At 54.2% G+C, this 21,027-nt stretch carries 18 protein-coding genes and 1 pseudogene; 8 read left to right on the top strand and 11 right to left on the bottom strand.

All coding sequences use genetic code 11. The features are described from left to right. Window positions 1-66 precede the first annotated feature (66 nt). Window positions 67-1,431: pseudogene (locus SE15_RS14975) on the bottom strand (serine hydroxymethyltransferase); the annotation flags it as partial. A 129-nt stretch (window positions 1,432-1,560) separates the two neighbouring features. Then, on the bottom strand, window positions 1,561-2,412 hold the full coding sequence (locus tag SE15_RS12015) for an alpha/beta hydrolase (protein WP_054522338.1): 852 nt from the start codon (window positions 2,410-2,412) through the stop codon (window positions 1,561-1,563). 241 nt (window positions 2,413-2,653) lie between these two features. On the opposite strand from SE15_RS12015, the gene SE15_RS12020 reads away from it, so the two are divergent. The 3 genes from SE15_RS12020 to SE15_RS12030 are packed head-to-tail and all read left to right on the top strand — an operon-like array spanning window position 2,654 to window position 4,333. Then, entirely contained in the window at window positions 2,654-3,220 is a 567-nt protein-coding gene (locus SE15_RS12020) for a sigma-70 family RNA polymerase sigma factor (RefSeq protein WP_054522339.1), read from the top strand. A gap of 5 nt (window positions 3,221-3,225) precedes the next feature. Then, window positions 3,226-4,080 (top strand): DegV family protein, encoded by an 855-nt coding sequence (locus SE15_RS12025; RefSeq protein ID WP_054522340.1) that lies wholly within the window; start codon window positions 3,226-3,228, stop codon window positions 4,078-4,080. Between the two features lie 4 nt (window positions 4,081-4,084). Continuing rightward, window positions 4,085-4,333 (top strand): hypothetical protein, encoded by a 249-nt coding sequence (locus SE15_RS12030; RefSeq protein WP_054522341.1) that lies wholly within the window; start codon window positions 4,085-4,087, stop codon window positions 4,331-4,333. A 10-nt stretch (window positions 4,334-4,343) separates the two neighbouring features. Here SE15_RS12030 and SE15_RS12035 read toward each other — a convergent pair whose 3' ends face one another. Both SE15_RS12035 and SE15_RS12040 read right to left on the bottom strand, forming a co-directional pair. Further along, window positions 4,344-4,625 carry a glutaredoxin family protein gene (locus SE15_RS12035; RefSeq protein ID WP_054522342.1) on the bottom strand — a complete coding sequence of 94 codons (282 nt, stop codon included), beginning with the start codon at window positions 4,623-4,625 and terminating at the stop codon, window positions 4,344-4,346. Continuing rightward, a complete protein-coding gene (locus SE15_RS12040) occupies window positions 4,606-4,974 on the bottom strand; it encodes a hypothetical protein (protein ID WP_054522343.1) in 369 nt (122 codons plus the stop codon). The genes SE15_RS12035 and SE15_RS12040 overlap by 20 nt, the downstream gene beginning before the upstream one ends. Window positions 4,975-5,071: 97 nt before the next feature. Here SE15_RS12040 and SE15_RS12045 point away from each other — a divergent pair, with 97 nt between their 5' ends. From SE15_RS12045 to SE15_RS12055, 3 genes are read left to right on the top strand one after another with little or no spacing between them, the layout of a single operon-like run. Beyond that, window positions 5,072-5,536: a MarR family winged helix-turn-helix transcriptional regulator gene (locus SE15_RS12045; RefSeq protein WP_054522344.1), complete on the top strand. Its 465-nt coding sequence runs from the start codon at window positions 5,072-5,074 to the stop codon at window positions 5,534-5,536. Window positions 5,537-5,542: 6 nt separating this feature from the next. After that, window positions 5,543-7,525, top strand: a complete 1,983-nt coding sequence (locus tag SE15_RS12050; RefSeq protein ID WP_083461913.1) for an ABC transporter ATP-binding protein — start codon at window positions 5,543-5,545, stop codon at window positions 7,523-7,525. Between the two features lie 31 nt (window positions 7,526-7,556). After that, the gene (locus SE15_RS12055; RefSeq protein ID WP_054522345.1) at window positions 7,557-9,617 is read left to right on the top strand and encodes an ABC transporter ATP-binding protein; all 2,061 of its coding nucleotides are present in this window, start codon (window positions 7,557-7,559) and stop codon (window positions 9,615-9,617) included. Window positions 9,618-9,686: 69 nt separating this feature from the next. Here SE15_RS12055 and SE15_RS12060 read toward each other — a convergent pair whose 3' ends face one another. From SE15_RS12060 to nuoF, 4 genes are all read right to left on the bottom strand, one after another. After that, window positions 9,687-10,031 carry a DUF4870 domain-containing protein gene (locus SE15_RS12060; RefSeq protein ID WP_054522346.1) on the bottom strand — a complete coding sequence of 115 codons (345 nt, stop codon included), beginning with the start codon at window positions 10,029-10,031 and terminating at the stop codon, window positions 9,687-9,689. A gap of 98 nt (window positions 10,032-10,129) precedes the next feature. Then, window positions 10,130-12,295: a formate dehydrogenase subunit alpha gene (gene fdhF, locus SE15_RS12065; protein ID WP_054522347.1), complete on the bottom strand. Its 2,166-nt coding sequence runs from the start codon at window positions 12,293-12,295 to the stop codon at window positions 10,130-10,132. Window positions 12,296-12,309: 14 nt separating this feature from the next. After that, window positions 12,310-13,029, bottom strand: coding sequence for a 2Fe-2S iron-sulfur cluster-binding protein (locus SE15_RS12070; RefSeq protein WP_054522348.1), 720 nt, complete (start codon window positions 13,027-13,029; stop codon window positions 12,310-12,312). Between the two features lie 21 nt (window positions 13,030-13,050). After that, on the bottom strand, window positions 13,051-14,778 hold the full coding sequence (nuoF, locus tag SE15_RS12075) for an NADH-quinone oxidoreductase subunit NuoF (RefSeq protein WP_054522349.1): 1,728 nt from the start codon (window positions 14,776-14,778) through the stop codon (window positions 13,051-13,053). Between the two features lie 87 nt (window positions 14,779-14,865). On the opposite strand from nuoF, the gene mobA reads away from it, so the two are divergent. Continuing rightward, on the top strand, window positions 14,866-15,471 hold the full coding sequence (mobA, locus tag SE15_RS12080) for a molybdenum cofactor guanylyltransferase (protein WP_054522350.1): 606 nt from the start codon (window positions 14,866-14,868) through the stop codon (window positions 15,469-15,471). Here the strand turns inward: mobA and fdhD are convergent. From fdhD to SE15_RS12095, 3 genes are all read right to left on the bottom strand, one after another. After that, on the bottom strand, window positions 15,459-16,283 hold the full coding sequence (gene fdhD / locus SE15_RS12085) for a formate dehydrogenase accessory sulfurtransferase FdhD (RefSeq protein ID WP_054522351.1): 825 nt from the start codon (window positions 16,281-16,283) through the stop codon (window positions 15,459-15,461). The two genes, mobA and fdhD, sit on opposite strands and share 13 nt — an antisense overlap. Window positions 16,284-16,424: 141 nt before the next feature. Then, window positions 16,425-17,951: a YifB family Mg chelatase-like AAA ATPase gene (locus tag SE15_RS12090; protein ID WP_054522352.1), complete on the bottom strand. Its 1,527-nt coding sequence runs from the start codon at window positions 17,949-17,951 to the stop codon at window positions 16,425-16,427. A gap of 64 nt (window positions 17,952-18,015) precedes the next feature. Beyond that, window positions 18,016-19,173 (bottom strand): thiolase domain-containing protein, encoded by a 1,158-nt coding sequence (locus SE15_RS12095; RefSeq protein ID WP_054522353.1) that lies wholly within the window; start codon window positions 19,171-19,173, stop codon window positions 18,016-18,018. Window positions 19,174-19,538: 365 nt separating this feature from the next. Here SE15_RS12095 and SE15_RS12100 point away from each other — a divergent pair, with 365 nt between their 5' ends. Then, window positions 19,539-21,008, top strand: a complete 1,470-nt coding sequence (locus tag SE15_RS12100; RefSeq protein WP_054522354.1) for a CapA family protein — start codon at window positions 19,539-19,541, stop codon at window positions 21,006-21,008. Window positions 21,009-21,027: the final 19 nt, after the last annotated feature.

The following is a 21,027-nucleotide window of genomic DNA, read 5'->3' on the forward strand; positions in this document are numbered from 1 at the left end:
ATGTCGGGTGGGTTCATAGTCAATCCCGGCTTTCTCAGCCAGAGCCCGGGCGCGTAGCTTGGCATCCTCCAAGACTTCAAACTTGACTTTGGCACGTTGAGCAGGTCCTTTACGGGTCTCAACGCTGTAAGGCGTGATGGCGAAGAGTACATCGGCAATGATGTCGGCGATCTGCTGCATTTCGGCTTCTTTAAGCCCGCGCTGGGTTACCCAGGGGGTGCCGTAGCGGATCCCGGAGGCGTTGAGGGCGGCTTTATCGCCGGGGATGGTGTTGCGGTTAAGGACGATCCCGGCAATATCCAGGATGCGGGCGGCCATATCTCCGGAGAGGGGAGTGCCGTCTGGCCCGACGATGGTCTTGCAATCCACATTTCCTAGGTGAGTATTGCTTCCACCGTAAGCGATGCGCAGGCCGCGCTTGGCAAGGTGCTCAGTCAGGGCTGCGCAGTTTTTGACAATTTGAGCCTGGAGTTTTCGGAAGGCTTCGGTGCGCGCTAATTTAAAGGCGACTGCCATGCCGGCGATTGCGTGCAGGTGAGGCCCGCCCTGTTCGCCAGGGAAGACGGCACGGTCCAGTTTCTTTGCCAGATTGGCGTCAGTGGTCAAGATGCATGCCCCTCGTGGGCCCATCAGACTCTTGTGGGTGGTAAAGGTGATTACATGGGCATATCCGAGCGGTGAGGGTAGCACCCCTGCAGCGATCATACCCGCAATGTGGGCGATGTCGGCCAATAATACGGCGCCTACCCGGTCGGCGATGGAGCGGAAGCGTGCCCAATCAGGTACCCATGGATAAGAGGAGTAGCCGGCAATAATGATTTTGGGTTTATGCTCCAACGCCAGGGCTTCAACTTCATCGTAGTCAATCTGCTCGGTTTGAGGATTAACCCCATAAGTGATGACATTGAACCATTTTCCTGAGCGGTTGACCGGTGATCCGTGGGAAAGGTGCCCCCCGTGGAGCAGATTCATGGCCAGGATGGTATCCCCGGGATTGAGCAATGCAGTGTAAACGGCATTATTGGCCGGGGCTCCTGAAAGCGGCTGTACATTAGCAAAAATCTGGTCGGGGGAGATGCCGTTGGTGGCAAAGAGTTCGATCAGTCGGCGGCGCGCCAGCGCCTCCAGGATATCTGCATACTCCACACCTTTGTAGTAGCGTGGATCAGAATAGCGCCGGTAATACGTCAGGCGGGCAGCGTAGTCAAGGATTTCTGCCTCGCTCATCCAGCGGGTTTCTTCATCTGGGTAGCCTTCAGCATAGAGATTTTGAAAGATGGAGCCCAGGGCTTCACGAACGGCAAAAGGGGCTGTGCTTTCACTTGGAATCAGAATCAACTTGCGGTATTGACGCTCTGCTTCCAGTTGAATCAGTTCATGGAGGTCCGGATCTACCTCTGCCAGCGAACCCCGAATCAGAAAATCGCTCATGGTTGGCTCCTTGGGATGAAAATGGAGAAAGTTTGGCCGTTATGGAATTGACCCAACCCAATTGTAGCCCTCCCAGAAGAGAGGGTCAAGTGTCATCTTTCCTTAGCCAAGTTATGTCAGTTGTAATGATTAAGAAAGGGCATGCGGTTGGGCTTTGACCAGTGCATTTGCCCAGTCTAGCATGTAGGCAATGACCTCCTCTTTTTCGGGTTCGTTGTGTAATTCGTGATAGAACCCATCCCAAGTCCTGTAAACCACAGGACCGCGCAGGCGGCTGGCAAACTGAGAAGTGGCTGCAGGATCTACCAAACGATCCGCTGTGCCTTGCATGAGAAGTAAGGGGTATGGGAACTCTCCTTCCCATTCCAATAGCCGCTCTCCAGCCTGGAGCAAGCCCAACCCCAGGCTTAGGGAGATATGAGGATGAACCAGCGGGTCGTTAACATAGGCCTGGATGATCTGCGGGTCGCGAGATAAGCTGTTGAGATCCAGGCCGTTGTTGATGAGAAGAGCGGGAAACAGTCCTTGCAGCAGTTTTCCCAGCCAGAGAGGAATGGGGGAGGGCCTGGCAGAACGTAAGGCGGGACTGCAGGCAATAACTCCCCGAACGGGGGGCCTGCGCCTCATGGCGTAGTAAAGCACCAGATTCCCGCCCATGCTGTGTCCAAATAAAATTTGGGGAACATCTGGATGGCGCTGTTGAAGACCCTGACGGAGCCAATCGAAGAGATCTAAAAACTCATCATAGGTGCGAATATGTCCTCGTTTTCCTTCGGAGCGCCCGTGCCCAGGCAAATCGGGAGCGAAAACGATCCAGCCATGCTGGTTAAAGGCTTTTGCCACGTGATGGTAACGCCCGCTGTGCTCGCCCAGGCCGTGGATGAGAAATACCAGGGCGTGAGGCGAGGATTCGGGTGCCCATTCACGAGCAAAGAGGCGATAACCTTGGGGCGCAGTGAGAGTAAATTCCTGAGTGGACATGGTTTTTTACCTCGTTTGGTTTTGAGTTTCTACTTTTTTGTAGCCCAATCTGAACGGGAGGGCAAGTTTAATAGAACACAAACTTGAATGATTAGACCTTCTATTCCTTGAAAACACAACTGCTAAGATCAAGAGGCAAGGGAGGCAATGGTAAAATAGTTTTCAGGATGACCACGCAACCCAATAGTTCGGTTGGGGTTATGTTTTATGAATTACCCTCCTCGGAGAGGGGGAGGCGGCATTGAGCGGGCTCTACGACGCCGACGAGAAAGATGTGATCCTGCGCGCCGCTCAAGGGGATTCGGAGGCTTTTAGTGTGCTTTATGAGCGGTATGTGCGCCGAATATACAGTTATATATATTACCGTACCGGCAATGTTCATGACGCAGAGGACTTGACCGAGCGGGTGTTTCATCGGGCTTTGCATCACATTCGCAATTTTCGTTACCAGGGATTGCCATTTTCGGCCTGGTTGTATCGGATTGCCCATAACCTGGTGGCCAACTGGCACCGTGATAATCAGCGGCGAAAGGAAGTCCCCATTGAAGGGCACCTGCATCTGGTGATGCGCGCCGAACACCCGGAGATGCACCTGGAGCGGGATCAGGAGATTGAGCGTTTGATTCGGGCAATTCAGAAACTTCCTCCTGAACGCCAGCATCTGATTGTGTTGAAATTTGTGGAGCAACTTTCCAATGAGGAAATTGCCAAGATCATGGGGCGGAGTGAGGGCGCAATTAAGAGTCTGTATCATCGCACCCTGATCAGTTTGAGAAATGAGTTGGGCTTGAACCTGGAAGAGGAGTAAGTGGAATGGCTCTAAAAATTGTTACGGATGGATCTGCAGATATTCCGCAGGCGTGGCAGGAGGAATACCAAATCCATGTCATCCCTTTAAGCGTGCGCTTTGGTGAGGAATCGTTCTTGCAGCGCGATTTGACATTTAATGACTTTTACGAGATGGTGCGCCAGAAACGCCTTTTACCAAAGACCTCACTGCCATCCCCTCAACAGATTGTGGAGTTTTATCGCCGCATTGCCAGCCGGGGTGATTCAATCCTCTCCGTTCACCTTTCCAGCAAATTGTCTGGCACTTTTGCTGCGGTTCAGATGGCGGCTCGGGAACTGGCGGGTGAATTAAACGTTTATCCCTTTGATTCCGGAGCGGGTTCGGCGGCGTTGGGCTTTATGTGCCGTGAGGCGCGCTTGCTTTCCTGGCGGGGCTGGGATATTGAACGCATTTTGCAGCGCCTGGCGCAAATTCGAGAGCAACTAATGGTGGTGTTCACTCTGGAGAATCTGGAATTTGCCCAGATGAGCGGTCGTATCAATGCATTACAAGGTGCCCTTTCCTCCCTTTTGAAGATCAATCCTATTATCAAGTTGCGAGAGGGATTGCTTTACGCGGCGGACAAGGTGCGCGGTCGTCAACGAGCTCTGGAACGGATTGTGGACGACCTCAAGCAGCAGATGAAAGGGCGTAAAATCAACCTGGCGGTAGTTCATGCGGCTGCCCCGGAATTGGCTCAAGATCTGGTGGCCAGGATCAAGAGCCTCTTGAGTTGCCAGGAGGTTATCATCACAGATCTTTCCATCCCGGTGGCAGCGCACCTTGGTCCCGGTACCATTGGGATTGTGGCCTATCCTGTTCTGGATGAGGAGGGATAGCACTTTGGCCGCTGAACAGGTAAACGATGAGGTTCTGCAACGCATTGAAGAGCGGTTGCGTTCCCAACTACATCCGGTAGATCCTGACCCTGAGTTTGTGCTGCGCCTTCAGCGACGGCTAGCTTCCACACCGCGAATTACCCTTGAGCGATCCGTTGGACTGATGCGGGCACTACTGAGCGTTGGGGTGGGGGTATTTGTGGGCGCGTTATTGCTTTGGTTTTTGCGTCGCCCGGTCCAGCAGGCTGAGTAGGGAGCGGGACTTACCTCAGGGTTTTGAAGCGCTCCAGGTGGGCGGTCAGGGTCTCAGAATCGGGCTCTACCAGAACGCTTCCGTCTGGGAATACGAGGGTCGGAACACTGCGAAATCCCTCGTTGATTGTTTCGACCACGCTACGTGCTTCCCGGTCCTGGTCAATGTCTATCCAACGGTAGGGGATGCCGTTCTGGTCGAGCAGGTCGCGCGCCTGACGCGAACCATAACACCAGGTTGTTCCATAAAGCGTGATGATCGTGGGGGGATTCTCAACCCGTTTGATTTTCATCGGTGGACTCCTTTTGTAAACGTTCAAGCTCGGTAATCAACCAGCGAGCCTCAGCCAAAAGATCTGCCTCTATGGGGAGGCGAAAATCTGGCGTGACTCGGATCAAGAAGTGATTGGCGGTGTGACGGAGTGTCTCGGGTAGGGTTGGGTCCTCGCACAAGCGTTCCAAAAGGGGAATGACGGAGGAGGACTGGGGCAAATCATCTTTGTCCCAGAAAGCACGCAATGCCAGGCCCACAGCCCTGCGGGCGCATACCCGTGCCCGGCCCTCATTGCCGGCTTGGCGTGCTTTTTCGGCCTGGGCAAGTTCTCGCTCAATCGCGGCTCGGGTGGAGGGGGTGAAAGCCATAACAAAATTTTAACCCAAATGCCCATTACGCGGGGTTGACAAAACTTTCACCTGGCGATATTGTTAAGTCCACTAAATAAATAAGAGTGCTAAAGTGATGGATGAGCGAGAGGAACTAATTCTGCGTTTGCGTGAGTGGATGGACGTATTTATGGTCCATAGCATGCATGAATTGTTCCGTTATGTTCGCGGAACGGGACTCTCCATGCCACAATTTAACGTCCTCATGGCGCTTTACTACAAGGAAAATTGCGCGGTTTCAGATTTGAGTGAACGCATGGAGATTACATTGGCGGCGGCCAGCCAGTTGGTGGATCGGTTGGTTCAAAGCGGGCTTCTCGAGCGAGTCGAAGATCCTCAGGATCGGCGCTCCAAGCGCCTGAGCCTTACCCCCAAAGGACGAGCCATGGTCGAAACAGGTATCAACCTGCGTTTTCGCTGGATGGATAATGTGGTGAAACATTTGGAGATAGAGGAAATTCAACAGATCAGTCAGGCCATCGAGCGGTTGTCGCAGGTGGCCCGTGCCATTGAACTACCGGAAGCCCATTTTAGAAGGTGATGACTTATGATCAATGCGGATTTGCGTCAAAATCGTGTTGCCCTACGTCCCTCATTGAACACTGCGCCTGCTCGTGGAGTTATGCAACGGGCGTTTCGTTACCTGAGCCGTTACCGGGCACAGGCTCTCTTGCCTTACGTGTTTCTGCTTATTGCCACCCTGGCTCAATTAGCCGTACCCCGTATGGTGCGAAACATGATTGATGCCGTTACACGGGGAGCGGTGGCTGACCAGGTGCTGAAGGCGCTCGATAAAATACCTTCTGCTTTTATCAATCAGGCGCTCCCTCGCATCTTGGAATTATTGAATTACCCCACTACCTGGGATTTGCAACAATTGCGTGATCGCCTGAGCCTGGATGTAAGTAATGCGCCTGGGGCTCTCATGCGTGCGGCTTTCTCTATCGTGATCTTTGCTGCCGTGCGGGGCCTGTTCGCCTTCTTGCAGTCCTATTGGGCAGAACGTAATTCTCAGGCAGTGGCTTTCGACCTGCGTAACGATCTCTATGCCAAGATCCAGCGGTTGTCTTTCTCTTATCATGACCGCCAGCAGACGGGTCAGTTGATGGTGCGCGCCACAGATGATGTGGAGAAATTACGCTTATTCCTGGGACAAGGTCTGTTGCAACTGGTGGGCGCCATCATTCTCCTCAGCGGAACGCTTATCCTACTTTTTACCACAAATGCGGGATTGGCTCTGACAACGTTGTGGATTCTGCCGGTTGCACTAGTGCTCTTCGTGGTTTTCAGTCGCATCAGTCGCCCCATGTTCACTCGTGTGCAGCAGCGCCTTTCGGAACTTAATACCATTTTGCAGGAGAATCTGGCCGGGATAAAGGTTATTAAGGCCTTTGTGCGTGAGCGCGAAGAGCAGGTCAAATTCCGCGCAGCGGCAGATCGGTTGATGAACCAACAAATTGCCATTGCGCGGTTATTTACTTTCCTTTTCCCATTTGCTTTTTTGATCGCCAATCTGGGTCAGGCGACCATTTTATATGCGGGCGGTCAGCGCATTATTCAGGGGATGCTCACACTGGGAGAGTGGCAGGAATTTAGCCTGTATTTGATCTTTCTGTTTCTCCCCATTGCGCAATTTGGTTTTATTATCAACCAATTCAGCCAGGCTTCGGCTTCAGCCGTGCGCATCTTTGAAATCCTGGATGCCCAATCGGATGTGATTGAAAAACCGGATGCCATCACGCTTCCTCCAATCCAAGGCCACGTAAAGTTTGAAAATGTGTCGTTCCGATATTTTGGCAGCGGGGAACCCGTCTTGAAAAATGTGTCATTTGAGGTTCAGCCGGGGCAAACCGTGGCATTGCTGGGCGCTACTGGATCGGGGAAAACGACCATTATCAATCTGATACCTCGTTTCTACGATCCGACAGAGGAACGGGTTTTGATTGATGGCTACGACATTCGAGATGTGACGCTCCAGTCATTGCGTTCGCAAATCGGCATTGTCCTTCAGGAAACTACCCTCTTTTCGGGCACGATTCGCGAAAACATTGCGTTCGGTAAACCGGAAGCAACCATGGATGAGATTATTGCTGCTGCTAAGGCCGCTGCGGCTCACGATTTTATCATGTCATTCCCCCAGGGTTATGACACGCCAGTAGGTGAGCGAGGGGCAACTCTGTCTGGCGGTCAAAAGCAGCGAATTGCACTGGCGCGGGCTTTGCTGCTCAATCCAGGCATTCTCATCCTGGACGAGGCCACCTCAAATGTCGATGTGGCAACAGAGGCCCAGATTCAGGCTGCGTTGCAACATTTGATGAAGGGACGTACATCCTTTGTGATTGCCCAGCGCATCAGCACCGTGATGAACGCGGATCTGATCCTGGTGCTGGATAAAGGGCAGATTGTGGCGCAGGGTCGGCATGAGGAGTTGTTGGAAGAAAGTGAGATTTATGCTGAGATTTACTCCTCGCAGTTACAGGGAGACGAATCCCAATTTGTTCCAGATGCTGTTATCCTGCCAGGCGATTGAACTTTCGATTTAGATAGGAGAGTGCGCAACAATGTTTCACGGTGGTCCACGCAATGTGTTGAATCGCGAAACTTCAAAACCCCAGAACGTCGCTCGAACCCTGGGACGGCTGGCGAGATACTTTGGGGCCTACTGGTTTGTGTTGCTTGGGGCTGCAGTCATGGTAATAATCTCCACCTGGACACAGGTTACTACTCCTGAGTTAACGGGCCAGTTGGTAGATTGTTATCTGGCTCCGGCGGCTTCAGGATCGTTTGGGTCGTCCTTTCCGGGGCTCTCTGAAATGGGTGGGGCGGCTCAGTCGAATTGCTGGCTGAGCGTTGCCAATGAGCCACACGGCTTTACTCAAACCCTGATACGTCGAGCGTTTCAGGTGGGTGGTTTTCCCCTTCCCCCGGCAGATCTCTCGCAGTTAAGCACAGGGGATCGTCTGGCAGGGTTGGGACGCTTTGTGGTGATCATTGTGATGCTATTTCTGTTGGGTGCTCTGCTAACCGGGCTGACATTTTTCGCCGTCTCTTGGGTGGGACAGCATGTCTTACGCGCTCTGCGTGTTAGCGTCTTTGAGCATCTGCACCGTTTGCCGCTTTCTTTCTATTCTGAAAACGAAGCCGGTGACCTGATGAGCCGGATCACTAACGATACCGAGGCTCTTCAGCAAGCCCTCTCGTTTGCGCTGGTCAACGTAGTCAGCGGGGTGCTGTTGCTGGGGTGGATCATTTACAACATGTTCACGAAAAACGTGGTGTTTGCCCTGCTGAGCGTCTCGGTAGCCCCCGTTATGTTATTGGCAACTTTGTGGTTTTCCTCGCAAGCGCGCAAGGCGTTTCGGCGGGCTCGTCAGGAATTGGGCTCTATCAACGCGGAATTGCAAGAGACCATTGCCGCTGTGCGTGAGGTACAGGCCTTCAACCGGGTGGAAGCCAATATTGAACAGTTTCGCCAGATCAATGCCGCGAATCGAGATGCCAACGTGCGGGCCGTGTCGTTTACAGCGGCGCTATCCCCCACTCTGGAGGCGCTGGGCTACCTGGCGCTGGCAATCGTGACGGTTGTGGGAGGTACCGCGCTTTTGAGTGGGGCCAGATTAGGGGGTGAGGTTGTCTCGCTGGGACTGGTGATCACTTTCCTGGGTTATGTTCAGCGCTTTAATCAGCCCATTCAGCAGATCGCAGTGTTGTGGACTAATATTCAGAATGGGATTGCCGGGGCCGAGCGCATTTTCAATCTGTTAGATGTGGAGCCGGCTATTCAGGATGCGCCTGATGCGATCGAGATGCCGCCTATACGAGGTGAAGTGGAATTCCGCAACGTCTCTGCGGAATATATCAAGGGCCAGCCGGTGCTTAAGAACGTTTCGTTTGTGGCGAAACCAGGTCAGACCATTGCCATTGTGGGGCCGACCGGGGCAGGGAAAACTACGATGATCAACCTGATTCCGCGCTTTTATGACGTGACCGAAGGCGCCGTGCTGATTGATGGTATTGATGTTCGGCGGGTGAAGGCCGAGTCACTGCGGCGGCAAATTGGCATTGTATTGCAGGACACGTTCCTCTTCAGTACTACCGTCATGGAAAACATCCGCATCGGGAATCCGAACGCAAGCGATGAAGAGGTCATTGAAGCCGCGCGGCTGGCTCATGCGGATACCTTTATTGAGCGCCTGCCCGCAAAGTATCAAACGGTGCTAGGCGAACGAGGGGCTGGCTTGAGCCAGGGCCAGCGCCAGTTGTTGGCCATTGCGCGGGCAATTCTGGCGAATCCGCGCATTTTGATCCTGGATGAGGCCACTTCAAGTGTAGATACGCGCACTGAGCGCTTGATCCAGAGCGCGTTGGAGCGTTTATTAGAGGGGCGGACTGCCTTTGTCATAGCCCATCGCTTGAGTACAATCCGCAATGCGGATCTGGTGCTGGTCGTTCACGAAGGTGAGATCATTGAGCGAGGACGGCATGAGGAATTGCTGGCTCAGCAGGGCTTTTATTATCGTTTCTACATGAGCCAATTCCGACGCGATCTGGTCAAAGCCGCGGCCGAAAACGGGCCCAAACAGACAATCCCCTCTCCCCTTTCAGTCTCCGGAGGAGCCTAGTTGGGTCGTCTGTACCTGGTTAAAAAGCCTCTGTCTCACAAGTTGAGGCAGAGGCTTTTTCTTAGAGTTCTAAGCCCAGCCCTGGTTTTTGACGAAGTTGGTAATTACCGGGATTTCGAAAACCTCGCCCCGGTTTGCCTTGATGCCGTAGAAGATGACCAGGATAATGGTGACAATTGGCCCAATACACCAGCCGACTACGGGGATGAAGCCCATCAGGATATTGAAAACAATCAAGACGACTCCCAAAATGAGGGCTTGCATTGTGTGGGCCTTGAGGAAGGGGCGGTTTTTCTTGTCCTCAAGCAGGAGGATGATTATAGGGACCAGTGGGGTCAATAAATAAGCCAGGAGGCCCCACAGGCGGTCATCACTGGTCACCTCTTCAGGGGAAATTGGGGTTTGTGCGCTCATCGCGACCTCCAAAAGCGGAATATAGAGAGGGTATCTCTCCAAAGTTTATTGTACAACAGATATCTGAATTGGTAATCCCCTATGGATCTTTTATGCCCTCAATACCTGCCTCTTGGCTGAGGTTCGGCGCGGGTTCCTAGCTCTTCAGGGCGGGCTTTGCTCACACGCACCACGGCGGCCTTATATTCCGGGATTTTGGCTTGAGGATCAATGATGTCGTGAGTGAGCAAGTTGGCGGCGGCCTCGTGGAAATGGAAGGGAATAAACACCACTCCCGGATTGGTTTTCGGCGTCACCCGAGCGCGCAGGACGATGGAAGCGCGCCGTGAGGTGACACGCACTGCATCGCCATTCTGTATGCCCAGTCGAGCGGCATCATCCGGATGAATATCTACGAGAGGCTCCGGGAAGAGGTCGTCGAGCCAGGAGTGGCGGGTGAGTGTACCCCCGTGCCAGTGTTCCAGGACACGCCCGGTACTCAAGACAAATGGATAATCATCATCGGGCATTTCGGCGTTTGGCGTGTAATCCAAAGGATGGAATTTCCCTCGTCCACGGGGGAAGGTTTCGGCGAAGAGAAAAGGTGTGCCGGGGTGTTGCTTATCCCATACCGGGGTTTGGAGCCCCCCTTCGCGTTCAAGGCGCTCGTAGGTCACCCCAGCGTATTCAGGGACGTAGCGCCCCATTTCTTCCAAGATTTCCGACGGATGGCGATAATCCCAGTAAGCCGTGGTGGGACGGCCTAAGCGCTTTTCAATGCGCTTGGCCAGATCACAGATGATTTCCCAATCTGGGCGGGATTGGCCGCGGGGTGGAATCACTTGACGCACACGCTGGACGCGGCGGTCGGTATTGGTAAACGTCCCTTCTTTTTCTGCCCAGGAAGCAGCGGGTAGGAACACGTCAGCGAAAGCACCGGACTCGTTGATAAAGAGGTCCTGCGCTACCAGGAATTCCAATTCCTGCATCTTTTGGCGAGTATGGTTGAGGTTGGGCTCTGACATCATGGGGTTTTCCCCCATGATGTAAAGGGCCCGCACGCCTCCTGGTCCTACGCTGCTGAGGATCTCGGTTGTGGTCAAGCCCAACTGCCGGCTGAGGCCACCCGGTTCAATATTCCAAGCCTGCTCCCAGCGGCGGGCGTTTTCTTCGATATCTACCCGTTGGTAGCCGGGGTAGTGCCACGGCATGGCTCCTGCATCAGAGGCACCCTGCACGTTGTTTTGACCGCGCAGGGGGTTCAGACCGGTGCCGCGCCGCCCGATATGACCGGTTAACAGGGCCAGGTTGATTAAACTGAGTGCGTTGGCCACACCATGACTGGATTCGGGAATGCCCAACGCCCAGTAAATGGCTGCGTTTTTTGCGGTGGCATAAAGCCGGGCGGCCTGAATGATCAGGTTACGATCAACCCCCGAGATGCTCTCGGCGTATTCGGGAGTGAATTTTTCCATCGAGGTCGCAAAGGCCTCAAAATTTTCGGTGCGCTCTTCAACGAATTGGCGATTGTAGAGCCCTTCCTTGAGAATGACGTGGGCCATGGCAGAAAAGACGGGCACATCGGTGCCGGGTTTGATCGGCAGGTAAAGTGTGGCGTAGTCTACCATCTCGATCCTTCGCGGATCCACCACGATTAGTTTGGCGCCATGTTTACGCACAGCCGCCTTCATTTGCAGGGCGATAATGGGGTGGTTCTCGGTAGGGTTGCTACCGGTCAGGATGAAGACGTCATTTTCAATCACTTCGGCCGCGGTGTTGCTCATTGCCGCAGAACCGATAGCCATTTGCAAGGCGACCACACTGGCGGCGTGACACAGACGAGTGCAGTGATCAACGTTGTTGGTGCGGAACAGGGCACGGTACATCTTTTGCAAGAGGTAGTTATCCTCGTTAGTGGCCTTGGCACAGCAGTAAACAGCCATGGCGTGGGGACCTTCGCGCTGATAGATATCTACCAGGCGATCTGCTACATAGTCTAACGCCTCGTCCCAAGAAATCTCGCGCCACTCAGAAAGATCAAAGGCCTGGGTGCGATCGCCAGGGCGTTGAGGTTTCTTGCGGATCAGAGGAACGGTAACGCGCTGAGGATGGTAAATAAAGTCGTGCCCAAAGCGCCCTTTAACACATAGGTTGCCATGATTAACAACCGAATTAAAGGATGAAGTAGCCTTGTAGATGAAGCCATCGCGCACGTGAAGTTCAAGATTGCAGCCCACCCCACAGAAGGGACACACGGTCGAAACAACACGTTCCGGTTGTATCATATCTGTAACTCCTTCTAATGCGATAAGCCTTCCCGGCGCTTCTTGCCGCGCCGTTCATTGCGGGTCAGCCCCATGATTGCCTCAGGGGTATAGCCTTTTTCCAGCAACCATTCGCGTTTCGGTTTTAGTGCTCCAGTCGGGCAGACCCCTACGCACTGTCCACAAAACACGCATGTTGTTTCCGGCATTGGGTGGTGGTAGAAGGTACTGATTTGGGTCTCGAATCCCCGGCCGCTGAAGTTGAGCGCATAGGTATATTGGGCGTCCTCGGCACATACCTGGACGCAACGCCAGCACAAGATGCATTTTGCGTAGTCGCGAATGTACATGGGGTTGTCGTCTATCAGGGGTGGCTCGCGGCGTTGAGCCCCAGGAAAACGCTGGCTATCAGCACCATAGACTAGCGCCAAAGTTTCAATCTCGGGTGCCTCCGAGAGATCTACACTGGAGTAGAGCATTTCTAGGATGGTACGTCGGGAACGCCGAACGCGTTCACTTTGGGTATGGATGATCATGCCATCCTGCACAGTGGCCACGCATGCCGGTACCAGCGTTCGCGCGCCGCTGACCTCGACTACACAAATGCGGCACAGGCCGTTAGCTGTGCAGTGATCGTGATAGCAAATGGTGGGAATCTCAATCCCTGCCTGTTGAGCCGCCTTGAGGATTGTGGAACCAGGTGCTGCTTGAACGGCAATGCCATCAATGGTTAGAGAAACAAGGGGGTGATTCATGGGGGTCTCTCACACAAGAATTTATGAAGATACGGGTTGGAACAGGTGAGGCCAATATTTTAAGGCGCTCAAGATGGCTGAGGCGGCGGTTTGACCCAGCCCACATAGAGAGGCATCGGTCATGGTCCAGCCAACATCTTGAAGTCGCTCTGCGTCTCCAGGGCGGGTTTGACCATTGAGAATGCGTTCCATTATTTCGTATTGGCGTTGGGTACCAATTTGACAGGGATAGCACTTGCCGCATGATTCGTCGGCAAAGAAGCGCGCCAGGCGGTATAACACATCTCGTAAATCTCGCTGGGCATCAAAGACGGTAATGACCCCTGATCCCAGGGTCAAACCTGCAGCCCGTAAGCCCTCAAAACTCAGCGGTGTATCCAGATGCTCGGGGGTGGCAAAGGTGCCCGCGGCACCTCCCACAAGGGCTGCCTGGAAGGGCGACTCACCACGCATTCCGCCTCCTAATTCGAAGATAAGGTGGCGCAGGGACACACCAAAAGGCACTTCATACAACCCTGGTCGTTGCACATCCCCAGAAAGGCAGAATAATTTGGGACCGGGGGACTTTTCGGTGCCTAATTTGCGGTACTCCTTTGCGCCCCACTGGATAATGAGAGGCACGTTGGCCAGCGTCTCCACATTGTTGATTACAGTGGGTTTACCGAAGAGCCCATGAGTAGTGGGAAAAGGCGGTTTGATGCGCGGAAAACCACGTTTGCCTTCGATGGATTCAAACAATGCCGTTTCCTCGCCGCATACGTAAGCCCCGGCACCGCGTCGGATTTCTATATCGAACGAAAAATTACTGCCCAGGATTTGAGAGCCCAGCAAGCCGGCTGTGCGCGCTTCTTCAAGGGCGTGAGAAATTGTGTGGTAGGCGTGCAGGTATTCACCGCGGATGTAAAAATAGCCCTTATTCGCCCCGATAGCATAAGCCGCAATGATCATTCCTTCCAGCACTTGGTGAGGGTCGTCCTCCATGAGGACACGATCTTTGAAGGTACCGGGTTCGGCTTCGTCTGCGTTGCACACAACATATTTTGGGGTTCCCTCAGCACGGGCAGCACTTTCCCATTTCAAACCGGTTGGAAAGGCGGCACCTCCGCGTCCGACCAATCCGGAGGCTTTGATTTCCTCAATCAGGGCTTCGGGCGTCATCGTCAGGGCTTTTCTGAGCGCCGAATAGCCGCCACTTGCCTGGTAGGCTTTCAGGGTGGTGGTATGGCCCTTTCCACATCGTGCAGTGAGCAAACGCAAGTCGCCGTCCACGTGCGTTTGCGGACGGCGACCCGTTTTAGTGGTCAGTTCCTGCCAGGTAATCTCAGGGGCAGAGGTGGCCGGGAAGTTTTGGACCAGCAGGGCCGGTGCATGGTCGCATAAGCCCAGGCAGGGGGACTGTTCCACGGTAACGCTTATGGGTTCACCAGTTTCCAGGGCGTATTCTGCGCGGCGGCTGAGTTGCTTGAAAACGGTATCTGCTCCTGCGAGTGCACATGCCGGATCGTTGCAAACGTGAATGATGACTTTTCCCACTGGATGTGTGTGAAACATGGCATAAAATTCAATGACTCCAAACACATCCGCTGCTGGAATTTGCAATGCCTGTGCAATTTCCAGGGCAACTGGCTCAGGGATGTAGCCGTAGAAATCCTGGGCGGCGTGCAGAGCGGGTAAAAGCGCTGATCGCCCCTGAGGGGCTATTTCTGAGAGAAAAGACCGAATTGGACTGAGGTCAAGGGAAGGTTCCATTTTCACTCACCTGGGAAAAGTGGCGTAAAATCGGGAAAGTGTTACCGCAGAATTCTTACTAATTCGCTTATAATTATACACAATCTTATGCTGAGTTTGTTTGTGCAAGCCGGTGGAAAATCGCAGCGCATGGGCTTCAATAAGGCGCTAGCGTCCTTCTTGGGTGAGCCCATGATTCGGCGGGTGATTCGGCGGGTTGAGGGATTAGCGGATGAAGTGATCATTGTCGCTAATGATCCCCAGCCTTATCTGGAATTGGGCTACCCGATAATCGCTGATCGCATTCCCGGAATGGGGGCTTTGGGCGGGCTTTATACGGCGCTGAGTTATGCTCGCTATCCCTATGTAGGTGTTGTGGCCTGTGATATGCCCTTTGTTAGCGCTGCTCTGCTAAGAGAAGCCCAAAATCGTCTACTTCAGGACGATCTGGATGCTGTAATTCCTCAATCCCCGGAAGGTTTGGAGCCCTTTCATGCGGTCTACCGTCGCGAGACTTGTCTGCCGGCCGTAGAACGAGCTCTGGCGAGGGGGGAGCGGCGTATGATTTCCTGGCTTTCTGAGGTACGATGGCAGCCCTTACGGTGGGACGAAGTTTGCCGTTTGGATCAGCGGGGGCTGGCGTTTTTAAACGTCAACACCCCTGACGAACTTGCCCTGGCAGAACGCCTGGCCCAAGAAACCTATTCAGAATGAGCGAAAGGCGTGGAGGCCGTGACAAGGCCTTCAGCCTGCCAGCCGATGATCCGTTCGGGATGGGTATAAATATTGAATTGGGAGCGCCGAGCATAACCGATCAAGGTGATTCCATATTGCTCAGCCAGGCGGATGGAAAGGGCAGTTGGAGAAGTGCGTGAAGCCAGCACCTGGGCTCCTAAACGGGCGGCTTTTTGAAGCATTTCGGAAGAAATGCGCCCGGTGGTGAAGAGGATACGGCGTTCGGGATGAATGCCGCGCAGGAGCATCTCGCCGGCAATTTTGTCCAGTGTATTGTGTCGCCCAATGTCCTCAACCTGGATCAGCAAACGCTCACCATCTCCTAATGCGCTCCCATGCACCCCCCGGGCAGACTGGTATAAATCCTGAGCCTGGTAAAGCAGACTCAACCCGTGTAATATCTGATGAGCCTCAAGAGTGATGAGGGGACCGCTCTCTTGAGCGATCTTCAAGGGGGGGGTCTCCTGGCTGGTAATACCACCGGTGCAGCCGGAGGTTCTGCGCCAGTGGCTGGGCTTTTGCACGGATTTGTTCAACCACACATCAATATTGCAACCATTTTCACACACACGCACAATGGCAACTTCATCTGCGGATTCCACGATGCCTTCATTGAACAAAAAGCCAACGGCCAGGGCTTCAAGGTGGGTGGGCGTACACATCAAGGTAACCCAGCGCTCGCCATTAACGCTTAAATCCACCGGTGTCTCTACAATGATTTCCCCCTGTTGATATGTCCATCGGCCATTCTCGAAATGCCAGTAAGAGATAGGATGAGTAGTCGGTTCCATAAAATTATACCCGCACAATAAAACACTAATTCAAATTCGTGGTTCAATTTTACCTTAATTACTCGGAATTTTTGTACAAAAGACAAGCAGGACCCGGTGCTGGGGCATGTGGGTATGATGTTGAAAACCCGGGCTTAGAGGCTAAAGCAACAACCCTTTGGGGCGATACTGCAAGGCTTCGGCAATATGGTGAGGCTGGATCTGATCGCAACCTGCCAGGTCGGCAATCGTGCGTGCTACCTTGAGGGTGCGGTGAAAAGCGCGGGCCGAGAGTTGATAACGAGTCATGGCAGTGCGCAGAAGTGCGTTGGATGTTTCATCTAACCCGCAGTGTTCCCGCACCTCTGCTGGGCGCATATCCGCGTTGCAGGTAACTCCGTGATTGGCACGAAAGCGCTGACGCTGACGTTCACGGGCCACTTCAACCCGCTCGCGGACGACGGCAGATGATTCACCCGGGTGGCGGTCGGCGATTTTTTCATAATCAACGCGCGGTACCTCGATATAGAGATCAATCCGATCCAGCAGAGGGCCGGAAACTCGCTTTTGGTACTTGGTCACCGTGCCCGCTGAGCAGGTGCAGGCCTTTTGTGGGTCCCCGTAGTTGCCACAGGGACATGGGTTCATGGCTGCAACCAATTGAAAATTGGCCGGGAAGGTTAATGAGCCGTTGGCACGGCTAATGGTGACAATCTTATCTTCTAAAGGCTGGCGTAAGACCTCTAGCACCCGCGGGCTAAACTCGGGAAGTTCGTCCAGGAAAAGGACCCCGCGATGTGCCAGAGAAATCTCGCCTGGATGAGGCCAGTGTCCTCCGCCAACCAGTCCCGCGTGGGAGATGGTGTGATGGGGCGCGCGAAAGGGCCGCGTACGTACCAAAGGGCTGCCCTCAGGAAGTTGGTCGGCCACCGAGTAAATACGGGTGATGTCCAGCGCTTCGTCCAGGGTCAGCGCCGGCAGAATGGCAGGCATGGCGCGTGCCAGCAAGGTCTTACCTGCTCCGGGTGGTCCGATCATTAAGACGTTATGCCCCCCGGCAGCGGCGATTTCCAGGGCACGTTTGGCGTGTTCCTGCCCTTTGATTTCTTGAAAATCGGTTTGGACGATGCCGGGCAGGTCATTGTTTAATGGGACGGGTGGGTGAGGCTGAAGGGATTGGCGGCCGAGCAAATGCCCAACTAGATCGTTCAGTGTGGCAACGGGATAGACTTCCAGGTCCGGGAGCAAGGCGGCTTCGGCGGCATCTACCTGCGGGGCAAAAACCCTCCGAAAGCCCTGCTGATGGGCAGTCGCAGCCATAGGTAAGACACCGCGAACATGGCGGACATTGCCATCCAGGGAGAGTTCCCCTACTACCAGCGCTCCGTCCAGCGCCTCAAGAGGGATTTGCTCGCTGGCCATAAGTACTCCCAGCGCAATTGGTAGATCGTAAGCAGGACCCTCCTTGCGCACTGAAGCCGGCGCAAGATTGACCGTCACCCGTTTGCGGGGGTAGGCCAGACCGGTGTTTTTAATAGCCGCCTGGACGCGTTCACGGCTTTCCTGGACAGCAGTGTCGGGTAGCCCCACAATGACCATTCCAGGTAAGCCGGGTGAGGCATCCACTTCAACCTCAACGATGACCCCATCCAGGCCGATGACAGCGCACGAGAAGACGCGGGCTAGCATGAAGTTAGTTTAGGTTTGCTGAGCGGTTTTGTCAACCGCTACGGCGAAGCATTCTCGGGGTCGTTTAGTCTACACGGAAAATGTGGGTAATAATGTTCGATCCACTCCCACCAATGTTCTGGGTCATGCCAATTTTGGCTCCCTCCACCTGGGTTTCCCCAGCCTCGCCACGTAGTTGTTGTACCACCTCCACAATTTGATACATGCCGGTAGCGCCAACTGGATGTCCGCGGGCCTTAAGACCGCCTCGCGTGCAGATGGGGATGCGTCCCCCAATCTGAATCTCCCCCTCCAGGGCCAGGCGCGGTCCTTGCCCGCGTTCAGCGAAGCCGCAGGCCTCTAAAGAAAGCGCGGACATAATGGTAAACGCATCATGGAGTTCAAACACGTCAATATCGTTTGGGCCGACTCCGGCCTGAGCGTAGGCCTGGCGGGCTGAGCGTTCGGCCGCACTCAGCCAGAGAGGATCGCGCCGGCTGGCTACGGCAATGGTATCTGTGGCTGCGGTGGAGGCCACAACTCGGACTTTGGGCTTGGGGGGGAAGCGGTGAAGGTGTTCAACAGGTACTAAAACGGCCGCCGCGGCTCCATCTCCCATTGGTGAGGCATCCATCAGGTTAATCGGCGGGGTTACCATTGGGGCTTTCAGGTACTCCTGAAGGCTTAGCGGTGAATGAAAGCGCGCATATGGGTTATGGAGCGCGTTCTGATGAGAATTGATTGAGAACAGAGCAAAGTGCTCATGCTGCCAGCCGTATTCGTGCATATAACGGCGCATGATGAGGGCATTGAGAGCCACAAAGGAGACCCCATATGCCGATTCCCAATCGGCATCGGCAGCAGTGGCCAGCTCTGCTGTGATCTCATCTCCTGGCGAATCGGACATTTTTTCCACCCCCACGACCAGGACCACGTCTAAAACCCCAGAGGCCACAGCCATCACGCCGGCTCGAAATGCCGCCGAGCCCGATGAGCAGGCGGTTTCGACATGAAGGGCGTTGGCATAGCGCAGACCCGCCCAATCTGCAATATAAGCACCCAGTTGCTGCTGGTGGTTGGCGGAGCCAGCCATCATGTTGCCCACGAAGACCCCATCTACCCGGCTGATCCCGGCATCTTGAAGGGCAGCCAGGGCTGCCTCGCCTGCCAAAACACGCAGGGATTTTTCCCAATGCTCTTCGATGGGGGTCTGTCCAATGCCCAGAACGGCGACTTCACGCATAAATTAACCCTCATGAAATGATTTCTGTCTGCATTATAGTCGTTGGAGCTTTCATTTTCTATCAAGTTCCTCTTGGCGTATAACCTGTGGTGGGTGAGTATAATTAGGGCGTGCGTCCCACCCTGTTTTCATCGGTGACTTTTTTGAAAGCATCTCAATGGTTGGGCCTCCTCTGTTTGCTGAGCCTAGGGATGAGCGCTTGCCAGGGAGCGTATGCGGCTCATGAGGTAAGGGCAACTCATACATCGGCCCCTGATGCTCTTGGAACCTCTTCTCCTCTGATCTCACAGTATGTATCTAAATATCCTGCAACCGATTCCTCTCCCTCATCGCGGGCAGAGGGCAGGCCTTCTGAAGGACTGTGGGTGGATGAAAAAAGCCTACCCGAGGGCTTGACTCGAGCTTTGCGTCAGGCTGGCTATAAGATTACCGAAGGGCAATCGCCTTCCGCGGTCAAAGTCCAACCCCTTAGGTCCGATTCCCTCGATCAGGTTCCGGTACTGGCCAAGTGGTTGTTCCTTCTGGTGGCGCCTTTCCCCACCCTTGCCGATGGAACTTCTTGGGATGAACTGCGGGCCACCTGGCTGGGTCAACGCGCCTGGTCGGATCCCGCAACTCCCTGGCAGGGGCGTCCTCTTGTCATGAGTCCCGCCACCTATGAGGCTATGCGGATGGTTTGGGGGCAACCGGCTTTTGAGAACGACACAGTCACACTTGCGCCAGATGAAGAGGTGCAGGAGGTGGCCTGGGCCGAACAGGCCTGGGCGGTTATCCCTTTTGAGATGCTGAATCCGCGCTGGAAGGTGCTCAGAATTGACAATCATAGTGGGTTGGAACCCGACGCTACGGGGTTCCCTTTGTGGGTTTCGTACGGTGCCACGGGGGTTGAGGGAGGGGTAGAGCCAGTACTCATAAATTACAACCCGGAGCACCTGGTCACGGTGATTTTGAGCGGTACCACCGCATTGGTGCGAATGACGGCGTTACGCATGGAGGAAAATGGGGTGGACTACCCTGGGCAGGTGATAGCCCCGCTCTTGCGCACGGCAGATGTACTTCATATCAGCAACGAGGTTTCTTTTGACCCGCAATGTCCGCCTGCCAAGCCCTTGCGTCGTGAGGCAAGGTTTTGCAGTGATCCACGTTATTGGGGGCTGTTGGAGAATATTGGCACTGACGTCATTGAACTGACCGGCAATCATTTGCTGGATTGGGGCGAAGAGCCTTTTCTTTACACTTTGGATTTATATCGGCAAGCCCATTTGCCCTTCTACGGTGGCGGTGCTAACCGGACTGAAGCCGAAGCGCCGTTAAAGGTGGAGATTAAAGGCACACGATTGGCCTTCCTTGGCTGCAATGCGGTAGGGCCCGAAACCGCGCTGGCTACTGAGGCCCGGGCAGGTGCGGCACCCTGTGATCTTGAGCGAATGAGCGAGCAGATCCACGCCTTGCGTCATGAGGGATATTTGCCTATTGTGACGTTTCAACATCTGGAAGTGGAGGATTTCAGACCTGCCAGTCAGGCACGTTACGACTTCCAAGCGGCAGCACAGGCAGGTGCAGTGATCGTTAGTGGCAGCCAGGCTCACTTTCCGCAAGGGTTTGCGTTCAATTCAGGGGCGCTGATTCATTATGGCTTGGGTAACCTTTTCTTTGACCAGATGTTTTACTGGAATCGGCGAGCCTTCTTAGATAGACACTTATTTTACGAGGGGCGCTACCTGGGTGTGGAACTGATTACCATTATTCTAGAAGACTATGCCCAGCCCCGCCTGATGACTGCTGCAGAGCGGACCGAGATGCTTCAAAATGTTTTTGCCGCCAGTGATTGGTAGATTTTTCCCTGAGGTGATC

The organism is Thermanaerothrix daxensis (genome assembly GCF_001306145.1).
In the GTDB taxonomy this organism is placed as follows: Bacteria; Chloroflexota; Anaerolineae; order Anaerolineales; family Anaerolineaceae; genus Thermanaerothrix; species Thermanaerothrix daxensis.